At 65.3% G+C, this 12,504-nt stretch carries 9 protein-coding genes; 8 read left to right on the top strand and 1 reads right to left on the bottom strand.

The features are described from left to right. Positions 1–50: 50 nt before the first annotated feature. Positions 51–5,555: a trifunctional serine/threonine-protein kinase/ATP-binding protein/sensor histidine kinase gene (locus DN412_RS15365; protein WP_115212407.1), complete on the bottom strand. Its 5,505-nt coding sequence runs from the start codon at positions 5,553–5,555 to the stop codon at positions 51–53. Between the two features lie 563 nt (positions 5,556–6,118). Here DN412_RS15365 and DN412_RS15360 point away from each other — a divergent pair. The 8 genes from DN412_RS15360 (at position 6,119) to DN412_RS15325 (ending at position 12,504) form a co-directional block, all read left to right on the top strand. Beyond that, positions 6,119–6,433, top strand: coding sequence for a hypothetical protein (locus tag DN412_RS15360; RefSeq protein WP_115212406.1), 315 nt, complete (start codon positions 6,119–6,121; stop codon positions 6,431–6,433). A 17-nt stretch (positions 6,434–6,450) separates the two neighbouring features. After that, the gene (locus DN412_RS15355) at positions 6,451–6,783 is read left to right on the top strand and encodes a hypothetical protein (RefSeq protein WP_039013123.1); all 333 of its coding nucleotides are present in this window, start codon (positions 6,451–6,453) and stop codon (positions 6,781–6,783) included. Between the two features lie 74 nt (positions 6,784–6,857). Next, on the top strand, positions 6,858–7,895 hold the full coding sequence (locus tag DN412_RS15350; RefSeq protein WP_115212405.1) for a TRAP transporter substrate-binding protein: 1,038 nt from the start codon (positions 6,858–6,860) through the stop codon (positions 7,893–7,895). Positions 7,896–7,989: 94 nt separating this feature from the next. Further along, positions 7,990–8,511 (top strand): PPC domain-containing DNA-binding protein, encoded by a 522-nt coding sequence (locus tag DN412_RS15345; protein WP_115212404.1) that lies wholly within the window; start codon positions 7,990–7,992, stop codon positions 8,509–8,511. 12 nt (positions 8,512–8,523) lie between these two features. After that, complete coding sequence (locus DN412_RS15340; RefSeq protein ID WP_115212403.1) at positions 8,524–10,428, top strand: TRAP transporter large permease; 1,905 nt, start codon at positions 8,524–8,526, stop codon at positions 10,426–10,428. A gap of 16 nt (positions 10,429–10,444) precedes the next feature. Continuing rightward, positions 10,445–10,738 (top strand): YciI family protein, encoded by a 294-nt coding sequence (locus DN412_RS15335; protein WP_115212402.1) that lies wholly within the window; start codon positions 10,445–10,447, stop codon positions 10,736–10,738. Positions 10,739–10,748: 10 nt separating this feature from the next. Next, complete coding sequence (mhpD, locus tag DN412_RS15330) at positions 10,749–11,543, top strand: 2-keto-4-pentenoate hydratase (RefSeq protein ID WP_115212401.1); 795 nt, start codon at positions 10,749–10,751, stop codon at positions 11,541–11,543. Between the two features lie 13 nt (positions 11,544–11,556). Further along, positions 11,557–12,504, top strand: a complete 948-nt coding sequence (locus tag DN412_RS15325) for an acetaldehyde dehydrogenase (acetylating) (protein ID WP_115212400.1) — start codon at positions 11,557–11,559, stop codon at positions 12,502–12,504.

Raw genomic sequence — 12,504 nt, 5'->3', positions numbered from 1 at the left:
ACGAGCAACTGGACGATTTCATTTTGGCAAGTTACTTGCGGAGCAGGACACTAGTCCTGAGGCGGCAGGGTGAACTGAAACACGGCCCCGCAAGGCACATTGGGGCTCGCCCACAGCCGCCCTCCGTGTGCCTCGACGATCAACCGGCAGATCGCCAGGCCCATGCCCAGACCCTCCGCCTTGGTAGTGAAGAAGGTCTGGAAAACCCGCTCCAGATCTTGCGGCTCCAGCCCGATGCCGGCATCCTGAACGGCAACCATCACAGCCCCCGATGCGTCGAGGCGCGACCGAATCAGCAGTTCCCGCGGCCGCTCTGCCACCTCTTTCATTGCCTCGATGCTATTCATCATCAGGTTCAGGAGCACCTGCTGCAACTGCACCCGGTCACCCACAACCGGCGGCATGTCAGGCGCCAGCTCCGTCCGGAGCAGGACTTGATGGCGGCCTACCTCTCCCCGGATGAGGGCAATCGTGTCTTCGATAAGGGTGTTCATGTCAAGGCGCGCCGTGACGGCGGCCGTCTTCTTAAGCAGCGCGCGCATGCCTCCAATCACTGCGCCAGCCCGATGGCCACCCTGAACGATGCGCCCCAACGTCTCTCGCACCTCGGCGAGATCGGGCGGCTGGCGAGCGAGCCAGCGCAGCGCCGCATTGGCGTTGGTGACGATGGCGGCCAACGGCTGGTTGACCTCGTGAGCGATCGAGGCGGTCAGCGCGTTCAACGTCGTCACGCGGGTAACGTGTGCCAGTTCGGCCTGTGCCTGGTGCAGCGCCTCCTCGGCGCGCTTGCGCTCGGTTAGATCAAGTATGTAGGAGACACCTTGGTCCCCACCCTCTTCGAATGTCGCGCACCCTAGCAGGACGAGCACGCGGCTTCCATCTTTGCGGAAGAACTCCTTTTCGAAAGGCGGCAAGGTCCCGCTGATCCGAAGGTCCTGGAGCAACCGTGCGTCACGCTCGCGCCAGTCCGGGGGCGTCAGGTCCGTCCAGCGCAAGGGGGCCGAGGCGAGGTCCTCGCGGTCGTAGCCCAGCATGCGGAGGAACGCGTCATTGGCCTCGAGGATTCGGCCGTCCAGGTGCCAGATGCAGATCCCGATGATGTTGGCCTCAACCAGGCGCTGGATCTTCGCTTCGCGCTGTGCGAGATCCCGATACAAACAAGTAATCTCCAGGGCGATCGCGGCCTGCGAGGCGAGCAACTTCAGCACGGCGGTTCGGCTCGGCGCGAAGACGCGTGGCGAGAGGTTGTTTTCGAGGTAGAGCACCCCGATGAGCTTGGCCTGTGTGAGCAATGGCAGGCAGAGAATCGATCGGGCATGATGCTGCAGAATGTACGGATCGGCGGCAAATGGGTTCTGTGTCGCGGCATCGTCGAGAATGATGTTCTCGCGGGTGCGCAAGACATAGTGGAGCATCGATACCGGCAGCGCAGTCGCCGTCACGCTCTCGTCGCGGAGCTGCACCGTGACAATATCGCCACCGGTCGTGGCCTCTGCTGCGATGCGCTGCTCGGCCCCTCGGGGCAGGATCAGCAGTCCCCGTTCCGCGCCGGCCTGTTCAATCGCGGTGCGCATGAGTGTGTCGAGTAATTTGTCCAGGACGATCTCGCCGGACACAGCTTGCGACACGGCAATCACGGTGGCGAGGTCCAGGTGTTCGACCGGCGCCCCGATCGTCGTCGGTGCGGGTGCTCGCTCTTGCCCCGAGAGGCGCGGATACAACGCATCGAGTTGCCGTACCTTACCGCCGGCGCCCCAGCGAAGATAACCATGGCGGGCATCCTGCATATACACGCGGGCAACCTTTTCAAAGCCACGCGCGGCATAGAATCGCGCAGCCAACTCGTTGGCGAGTGCCTGGTTATGGATGAAATCACTGTCCTGCGCGGAGCGGATGGCCTGCTCGTAGAGCCCCATTGCATCAACTTCGCGCCCATCGAGGCGGGCGATTTCCGCGCCAACCAATGCGGCTCTGTTCTCGAAATTCTCCGGACAATGCTCGGACCAGATAAGGAGCTGGCGATGATGTGCGGCCAATGCCTCCAGGTGCTGGGTCCGTTCTGGCGCGGCGGCCGTGCCGCAGCATGCGGCCCGCGCCAACGCTGCGTAGAAGTGATATTCCGCCTGCTCGAAGAACGATGGCGATGTCCAGAGGAGACGTTCTGCCCTGTCCGCCGCCTTTATGGCGGTTGCGTGGTCGTCGGCGAGGAAGCGTGCCTGCAGTTTTCGGATCCAGTACCAACAGGTGGCGAGGGCGGAGCCCGGAGCCTCATCCAGATACCGCTCAAACTGTTCCTCGTTGAAATCATCATCATCAAAGACGCCGAAGACCGGGGTCAGGCCGCGCAGAGTTCGCGCTAGCTGGAGCTGGGGGGTAACCCGGTCGACGGCGAGACCGAACCTCGCCCGGCGCGCGAAGCCGATCGCGGCCTCGGCTTCGTTCTGCACCTCGGCGAGCGGATCGCCGCAGGCGAGCAGCTGCGTAATGAGGTTGTTGCGCGCGAAGGACGCGTAGGTAAGGTCACCAAGCTTGCTGGCCACGTCGAAAGCGCGCCGCACCAGGCTGCGCGCGGCACGGATGGGTTGCGTCCATTGCATCACGTGGCCGCCGAAAGCCTGGTAGACACGGGCCCTGAAGCGGTTCAGCCCGCGCTGCTCGACCAGGTTCAGGCCGAGCTGGCCGAAGCGGAATGCCGCCTTGTAGTCGCCGGACCGGGGCCCCAGGAGCATGCCGAGCCAGGTATAGGCGAGGCACGACGCGTCGCTGTTGCCATGCTCGAGGCTGAGGTTTGCCATCCGTCCAATGATGAGCGAGCCCAGGTTCACGTCGGTGTACCAGGCCGGCAGCATTAGCGCGGTCAGGACATCCATTGTCTCGCACGCGACCGCATTGGTCATCATCGGCAGGTCGAGCAGCGCCTCGATCGGGCGGTCGCCAAGTTGCCGCCACATCCGATCGTATTCCTGCAGAACCTCCTCATCTGTCGGGTGTGCCGAACAATGGACGCCGGCCCGGTGCAGGTAGTCGAGGCCCACCTCGACGGCGCGCTCGCGCTGGCCGAGGGCCAGAAACAGCTCCAGCCGCAGCTGGGTGACGGAGGCCAGATCGGGCAGGTTGGCGGCACGGCACGCAAGCTCGGCCAGGCGCGCGTCCGCCGCAGCCGACGCGCCGGTCAGAAATTCGCATTCGGCGAGATGGAACTCGAGCGCGAAAGCAAATTTTGGCCGGTGCTTCCAGGCGTCCCCCTGCACGAGCGCTGCACCGGCGGTGAGATAGGTCAGCGCCGAGGCGTAGGCCGTGGACGCTTTGGCGCGCTGGCCGGCGAGCAGATTCAGCTCGGCCACTTGCTCCCGCTCCTCGGCCGCGGTGATAAGGTCGGCGCCACGGTTGAGCTGGCCGACGATCTCGAAGACACGCTCAGCTATTGCCTCAGGCGGCGTGCCCGCAGCGAGCCGTCTGCCAATAGCGAGGTGCGCTGCCGGCCGCGCGCCTTCAGGAATCAGGGCGTAGGCCGCCTCCTGGATACGATCGTGCAGGAATCGGTAGATATTTCCCAAACGCAACACAAGTCCGGCGCGTACCGCCGGCCACAGAGCCGCGTCCAGCTCCGCCTCGCTGGCATCCTGGACCATGGCCAGGATAGCGATCGCCGCGTCATTACCGAGACACGCCAACTGCTTCAGGGCGTTACGGGTCGCCGCGGGAAGGCGCCTCAGCTTGGCGAGCATGAGATCGACCACATTGTCGGTGAAGCCCTTGGCCCGAATCTGCTCAAGGTCCCAGGACCAGCGCGCGCCACGATGATCGAAAACGAGCAGCCCCTCTTCGGTCAGGGCGGTAAGGAACTGGATGGCGAAAAATGGGTTACCGCCAGTCTTCTCCTGCACCAGGCGGGCCAGAGGTGCGGCGTCCCCAGGTGCGCAATGCAAGGCATCGACGATGAGTCTGCTTACATCGTCGAACCCAAGGGGGGAAAGTGCGATGTCATTTACCCGCCCCCCGGCCTGGCGGATTGCCGGCAATCGCAGTAGCAACGGATGTCCGGGCTTGACGTCGTCATTCCGATAGGCTCCGATAAGCAGCACGTGGCGTACCTCCGGCTGGGTCGCCAGATACTCGAGCAGCTCGAGTGTTGCCGCGTCCAGCCACTGCAGGTCGTCGAGAAAGAGTGCCAGCGGATGCGCGGGTTGGGCAAAGACGGCAAGCAGGCGCTGGAAAACCATCTGGAATCGGTGCTGTTCGTCGCGCGGCGGCAGCTCCGGAACCGGCGCCTGCGGCCCCAGAATCAGCCCGAGCTCGGGTATGAGCGGCACCATGAGGCCGCCATTCGGGCCCAGCGCCTCCGCCAATGCGGCGCGCCATGGCGCCAAGTCGGCCTCGCTCTTGCCCAGTAGTGAGCGGATCAGATTCTGAAAAGCCTGTGCCAAAGTCGCATACGGGATGTCTCGCTTGTACTGATCGAACTTGCCCGAGGCAAAGAGGCCATTCCTGAGAGCCAGTGCGCTGCGCAACGCAAGCACGGCCGAGGTCTTTCCGATACCGGCGTAGCCGGAGACCAGCACAATCTCGGGCGTGCCCTGGGTTACGACCCTATCGAAGGCAGCGAGCAAGGTCTCAATCTCGCGCTCCCGTCCATAGAGCCGTTCCGGAATCAATGGCCGATCAGGCAGGTCATGCTCGCCAAGCGGGAAGATGTCAACGCGTCCCAGGCTTTCCCATGCGGTCAGGCTGCGCCGTAGATCGGCCTCCAGCCCGGCTGCCGTCTGGTAGCGCTCCTCCGCCGTCTTGGCGAGCAGCTTCATCACGATGGCGGAGAGCAAGGCCGGGATCGACGGTACCCGCTCCGCCGGCGGTACTGGCTGCCGGGCGAGATGGCTGTGCAGCAGATCCATCGGGTCGTCGGTGGCAAACGGCAGCACGCCGGTGAGCATTTGGTAGAGCGTGACGCCGAGCGAATAGAGGTCGCTCCGCGCGTCGATTGACCGGTTCATGCGTCCGGTCTGCTCGGGGGCCATGTAGGCCAGCGTGCCGGCGATCTCGTCCGGTGGCGCCAGTGCCTGGCGCTCGCGCGACTGGCGCGAGGCAATGCCGAAGCCCGTGAGCCGCGCCTCGATAGGGGCATCGTTCACTAGGATATGGACCGGCTTGATGTCCTTGTGTATAAGACCCCGCTGGTGGAACTGGTCCAGGGTCGCGGTGATGCTGATGGCCAGACGCAAGAAACGGCCTACCTCCATGGGGGCGCCCAGTAGCCCGGCAAGTGGCTCGCCGCCGGGGTCCTCAAGCAGCAAAACAGTCCGACCATGTTCCCGCACAAGCTCTAGCGGCCGCACCGCCCAACTGCCGTCCAGCTCGCCCTTCAAGCCGTATTCGTGTGCGAGGCGAGCGAGGCTAGAGGGCAGCGGGTGCTCGGCTGCGGGCCACACAGCCAGCACAGCCTTCGGCTCGCCATCTGGGCCGAGTCGCGAGCCTCGACCGACAACGCGATCGCCGTCTTCCCATGCGACCTGGAAGCCGACGCCCGCCACAGTGCCGAAGGAAAACAATGAGTTCATCTGCTGTGTTCCGCTCTCAAATCGGTAACTGCCTTTGGTGTTTCTGCACCAGTGGCGTCGAACAAATGTCTCCGCAACTGTCGTACCGGTGAGCTGGTCACGGCGGCCGAGCGAAGCAATTTTGCCACGTTGAGGCCTTAACGGTGTTTGACCGCGGTGGCATCGCCATCATCGAACTTGAGAACGGTAGTGCATCGCATGTCGGCTATCCGGCTCTTTGATACCGAGACGATAATCCGATGCAGGGCGGCATCCCAGGGTTTTTAACGGCTTCCCCGTTGTTCCGGTTATGCATTCTCCTTCGCTGCCGGTGCATAGGGCGCGCTGTCAATACGATTGCCTCCCGATTCCGGGTGCCGGAACTCGGGCCGGATGCACCCACTCTAGTCGCCGCGGGGCCCTGGGCACGCAGAGCCAGCCGTGCTCTGGTTTGGGTATCACCGATACCTCCCCAAGGAAAGTCTGATATCTCCTTTTAAGGATATGACGCGGGGCGGCCTTTTCATATGCTTCGGTCATCGCGCCGCATCCCCCGCGGCCCGAACATTGACCTGGAGACATCAATGCCCCTGTTTCTCAACGAAGTCTGGCTTGGCGACATCAAGCCCGAGGTGATCGAAGAGGCTGTGACCTTCTTCGGCAACCTGAGCGTCGGCACGAAGCCCGACAACCTGCCGCCCGACCTGCGTATGGTCGCCGGCCCCTGGCTGTCCGCCGAGGAAGCGAAGGTAATGTTCATCTTCCAGATCGACGACCCCTCGACCATGTTCGACGCCTACGCCGAGCGCGTGGTCAGCGGACTCTTCGCCCGTCGCAAGCTCACGCTGCTGTCGGGCTGGGAGCAGATGAAGGCCTACACCGACCGCGTGTCGGCCTGAGCACAGGGAGAAAGAAGATGCCGAAGTTTTTCAACGAAGTCTGGCTGCGCGATATGTCCCCGAAGACCATGCAGGGCGTCGTGGATTTCCTCGGGAACCTGCGCAAGGGCGTGCGCCCGCACAACCTGCCGGGTGACCTCAACTTGCTGGCGGGGCCGTGGCTGTCGAACGAAGAGGCGAAGGTCTACTTCGTTTTCGAGATCGAGGATCCGACCGAGACCTTCGAGGCATTCGCCGAACGCGTGGCCGACGGGCTGTTTTTGAAGCGCAGGCTGACGCTGATCCAGGACTGGGACGGCGCGAGGAGCTTCTCGAAGTACCTCAGCAGCCGCGAAGCCAGGGCGGCATAAGCGGCAGGGTGGCCGGTCAGGCCACCGCCGCCAGAGCGCCCGACACTACAAAACCAGACCACAGGAGACAAGTCATGAGCGGGTTCAACAGCGGGCGCCGCCTGGCGCTCAAACAAGGTATTGCCATGGCGGCGTCGTCCGCTGCCTCCGGCCTGATGATCGGCACGCCGGCGCATGCGGCGGGGCAGGCCTATAACTACAAGCTTGGCATTGCGCTCGACGCCACCCATCCGACCACCGTCAACCTCACCGCCGCGGCAGCCGAGATTGCCCGCGCCTCGAACGGGCGCCTGAACATCCGCGTGTTCCCCAGCAGCCAGTTGGGCAACGACACTGACATGATCTCGCAGGTCCGCTCCGGCGCCATCGACTTCGTCAGCACGGCGGGCCTGATCTGGGGCACGCTGGTGCCGGTGGCCTCCATCAGCGGGATCGGCTTCGCCTTCCCAGGCTACGACCAGGTGTGGAAGGCCATGGACGGCGAGCTGGGCGCGCATATCCGCAGCGCCTTCGCGAAGGTCAACCTGATGCCTCTGCCGAAGATCTGGGACCACGGCTTCCGCCAGGTCACCAGCAGCAACCGACAGATCAATACGCCGCAAGACCTCAACGGCTTCAAGATCCGCGTGCCGCTCAGTCCCGCGCTCACCTCGATGTTCAAGGCCTTCGGCGCCGCGCCCGCCGGCATCAACATGGCGGAAACGTACACGGCGCTGCAGACGAAAGTCGTCGACGGGCAGGAGAACCCGCTGACCATCCTGCAGACGCAGAAGCTGTACGAGGTCCAGAGGTACTGCTCGCTCACCTCGCACGTGTGGGACGGGTTCTGGCTCGTGGCCAACCTGCGCACGTGGAACGCGCTGCCCGAGGACCTGCGGCAGCTCGCTGCCACCACGTTCGACGCCCATGCCTTGAAGCAACGCCAGGCGGTGGAGGCGCTGAACACCCGCCTGCGCGACGAGCTGAAGGGCCGCGGCATGGCCTTCAACCAGCCCGACGTGAAGGCCTTCCGCGACTACCTCAGCAAGGCCGGCTTCTACAAGGGCTGGCAGCAGAAGTTCCCGGCCGAGAGCTGGGCGCTGCTGGAGAAGTACGCGGGCACGCTCGCATAGCCGCATCGTCCCTTTTTTTAGTTCTCTCGACCGATGGCCGGTGGCTGTGCGCCACCGCCACGGGTGCGCTCACATTCAAATTCCAGGAGACATCATGACGTTCATGAAGCGCGCGGTATCGCTGTTGACGCTTGGCCTTACCCTTGCTGTCGTGGGGACGCACGGCGCGGCGGCAGCGGAACTGAAGGGCAAGTACATGAAGACCCCCACCGGCTACCTGATGGTGCTCCGGCACGGCGACAACGTGCTGCAGACCCTGGAGCAACTGGCGCGGGACGAGAAGATTCCCAGCGCGAGCTTTGTCGGCATCGGCTTCATGTCGGAGGCGACGTTCGGCTTCTACGACTTCAACCGCAAGCAGTTCGACCCGAAGACGTACCGCAACGTCGAGATGGCCAACATGACCGGCTCTATCGCGTGGAAAGAAGGCAAGCCGTCCATCCACGCCCACGGCGCGGTCACCGACGGCACGTTCAACGCCGCCGGCGGCCACCTGCTGGGGCTGACCGTCGGGACGGGCTCGTGTGAGATCACCGTCACGGTGTACCCGGAGCGCCTGGAGCGCTTCGTCGATCCCGAGATCCAGGCGAACGTCCTTGGATTGCCGCAGAAGTAAGGGAGGTGCGTCATGTCTACCCAAATGGTTGAAGTCGATCCCCGGGGCATGGATGGTCCGGTGGGCGAAATTCCGGGCTGCAAGCCGGCGCGGGCGCTGCGGCTGGCGGACAAGGTGCTGGGCGCGGTGTCGGAGGTGCCGGCCGCCTTGCTCGTGGTCGCCGAGGTCGGCGTGCTGTTCAGCGGCGTCCTGAGCCGCTACGTCCTGCGCACGCCGCTGGTGTGGGTCGACGAGCTCGCGTCCCTGCTGTTCATCTGGCTCATCATGCTCGGCTCGGCGGTGGCGTTCCGGCGCGGCAGCCACATGCGCATGACGGCGCTCGTTGACAAGGCGGGGCCGCAATGGCGCGGCGTGTTTGAGCTCGTGGCGACGGTTGCCGCCCTGACGTGGCTCGCGCTGGTGGCTGGTGCGGCGTACGAGTTCGCCAGCGAGGAGGCATTCGTCACCATGCCGGCGCTGGACATCTCCAACGCCTGGCGTGCCGCCGCGCTGCCGGTCGGGATTGCGCTGATCCTGCTGATGAGCGTGGTGCGGCTGCTGTCCACGGCCAGCCGGCGTGCGGCGCTGGTGGCGCTCGTCGCATGCGGCGCGGTGGTGGGTGTCCTCGTCGGACTGCAGCCGGTGCTGCAAGGGCTGGGCAATGCTAACCTGGTGGTGTTCTTCGTCGGCATCGTTGGCCTGCTGGTCTTTGCCGGCGTGCCCATCGCGTTCTCGTTCGGGCTGGCCACCTTCGGCTATCTCTCGTTGACCACGTCGACGCCAACCATCGTCGTGATCGGACGGATGGACGAAGGCATGTCGCACCTGATCCTGCTGGCAGTGCCGCTGTTCGTGTTCCTCGGCGTGCTGATCGAGATGACGTCGATGGCGCGGGCAATGGTGCAGTTCCTGGCCAACCTGCTCGGACATATCCGAGGCGGCCTGTCCTACGTGCTGATCGGCGCGATGTACCTGGTGTCGGGCATCTCGGGCGCCAAGGCGGCGGACATGGCGGCGGTCGCCCCGGCGCTCTTCCCGGAGATGAAGAAGCGCGGTGCCGACGACGGCGACATGGTCGCACTGCTGGCGGCCACCGGCGCGCAGACCGAAACCGTTCCGCCGAGCCTCGTATTGATCACCATCGGCTCTGTCACCGGCATCTCCATTGCCGACCTGTTCACGGCTGGCCTGCTGCCGGGCGTCGTCCTGGCCCTGATGCTCGGGCTGGTGGTGTGGTGGCGGGCGCGCAAGGCCGGCGCCCCATGCAATGCGCGTGCAAGCCGGACGATGGTCGGCAAGAGCCTGCTGGTGGCGCTGCCCGCGCTGGCGCTTCCCTTCGTCATACGCGCCGCGGTGGTGGAGGGCGTGGCGACGGCGACGGAGGTGTCCACCATCGGCATCGTCTATGCCATCGTAGTGGGGCTGCTGGTGTACCGGAAGTTCGACGTTCGACAGATCTGGCCAGCGCTGGTGGACACGGCGGCGCTGTCCGGCGCCATCCTGTTGATCATCGGCACCGCCACCGGCATGGCGTGGTCGCTCACCCAGTCCGGCTTCTCCGGCGACCTGGCCGCAGCCATGGCGAAGCTGCCGGGCGGGGCCGCGGCCTTCATCGCGGTCTCCATCGTGGCCTTTGTCCTGCTCGGCAGCGTGCTGGAAGGCATCCCCGCCATCGTCCTGTTCGGGCCGCTGCTGTTTCCCATCGCGCGGCAACTGGGCATCCACGACGTGCACTACTCGATGATCGTCGTGCTCGCCATGGGCATCGGCCTCTTCGCGCCGCCATTCGGTGTCGGCTACTACGCCGCCTGCGCCATCAGCCGCATCAGGCCGAGCGAGGGTGTGCGGCACGTCTGGCGCTATATGGCTTCCCTGATCGCCGGGACGGTGGTGGTCGCCGCCGTGCCATGGATCTCCACCGGATTCCTCCCTCACTGAGTCACAGAGCATTGCCATGAAATTCGCAGCCTTCGTCGAGTACGCCAATGAGCCCGAGCGGCTCGCCCAGTTCCGGCCTGCCCATCGGGCCTACCTGCGGGACCTGTTGCAACAAGGGCGGCTGGTGGTCGCCGGCCCGTTCGCCGACGGCAGCGGCGCGCTGTTCGTCTACGAGGTCGCCAACGAGAGCGAGGCGTCGAAGCTCGCCGCCAACGACCCGTTTGCCAAGGCGTCGCTGTTCCGGAGCCTCGTCATGAAGCCCTGGAAGCTCGTCTTCGCGAGCGCCGATAACCTGAACCCACCGCTATGAGGTGCCGCACATGACCATGGATACCGCCGTCCTGCAACGACTGGCAACGTCGCTTCGCCATGCCGCCCTCGACGGGCAGCCGATCCTCCCGCTGCGGGGCGAACTAGCCGCGATGGGCGTGGCGGGCGCCTATGCCGTCCAGGACATCAACACGCAGCACTACCTCGAGACCGGGCGCCGCCTGACGGGCCGCAAGATCGGCCTGACCTCGAAGTCCGTGCAGCAGCAGCTTGGCGTCGATTCGCCGGACTTCGGCATGCTGTTCGCCGACATGGAACTCGCCCCTGACGAGGAGGTGGCGCCCGGGCGCGTGCTGCAGCCGAAAATCGAGGCCGAAGTGGCGGTGGTGCTGGAGCGCGATCTGGGCGACGGACAGGTGACGCTGTCGCAGCTCATCTCGGCCATCGCCTATGTATTGCCGGCCGTCGAGATCGTCGGCAGCCGCATCAAGGACTGGGATATCCGCCTGCTGGACACGGTCGCCGATAACGCATCGTCCGGCCTGTATGCCCTCGGCACCCGGCCTCGCAAGCTGTCGGAGGTGGACCTCCGCACCTGCGGGATGCTGATGGAGCGCAAGGGTGAGGTCGTCTCCCTCGGCGTGGGCGCGGCCTGCCTCGGCCATCCGCTGAACGCCGCGCTGTGGCTGGCCCGCAAGATGGCCGAAGTCTGCCGGCCCCTGCAGGCGGGCGACGTCATCATGACCGGCGCCCTCGGCCCCATGGCCACCGTCGCGCCGGGCGACGTCATCGACACCACCATCGCGGGCCTGGGCATTGTCCGGACGGCCTTCGCCGCAAACTGAACGGGAGCATTGCATGTCAACGAAAAAGGTCAAGGCTGCCATCGTCGGCAGCGGCAACATCGGCACCGACCTGATGATCAAGATCCTGCGCCATGGCCGCCACGTGGAGCTGGCGGCTATGGTCGGCATCGACCCACAATCGGAAGGGCTGGCACGCGCGGCCCGGCTGGGCGTGGCGACGACCCATGAGGGCGTGGAGGGACTGGTGCGGCTGCCGGCGTTTGCCGACGTCCAACTCATCTTCGACGCCACCAGCGCCGCCGCCCACGTCGCCAACGACCGTTTCCTCCGGGAACGCAAGCCCGACGTGCGGATGGTGGATCTGACGCCGGCCGCCATCGGCCCGTACTGCGTGCCGGTGGTCAACGGCGATAGCTGCCTGGATGCACCGAACGTCAACATGGTCACCTGCGGCGGGCAGGCCACCATTCCCATCGTGGCGGCGGTGTCACGCGTGGCGAAGGTCCGTTACGCGGAGATCGTCGCCAGTATCTCCAGCCGTTCGGCCGGTCCCGGCACGCGCGCGAATATCGACGAGTTCACCGAGACCACCTCCCGGGCAATCCAGACGGTAGGCGGCGCCGAACGCGGCAAGGCGATCATTGTCCTCAACCCGGCCGAGCCGCCCCTGATGATGCGCGACACGGTCTACTGCCTGAGCGAAGAGACGAACGAGGCCCGGGTGGCCGCGTCGGTGGAGGAAATGGTGGCGGCCGTGCAGCGCTACGTGCCGGGCTACCGGCTCAAGCAGGACGTCCAGTTCGACCGCGTGCACGACCTGAACGTGCCGGGGATCGGACGCGTGAGCGGTATGAAGACGACGGTGCTGCTGGAAGTCGAAGGGGCGGCACACTACCTGCCGGCCTACGCCGGGAACCTGGACATCATGACCAGCGCGGCCCTGTCGATGGCCGAGCGCATCGCCGGGCGAATGGTCGAAGTTGTCGTCGCCGCCATCTGA

Origin of the sequence: Cupriavidus lacunae (genome assembly GCF_003353055.1) — a bacterium.
GTDB lineage: Bacteria > Pseudomonadota > Gammaproteobacteria > Burkholderiales > Burkholderiaceae > Cupriavidus > Cupriavidus lacunae.
Note: the sequence above shows the minus strand (reverse complement) of the source record. Positions and strands in the feature narration are given on the sequence as shown.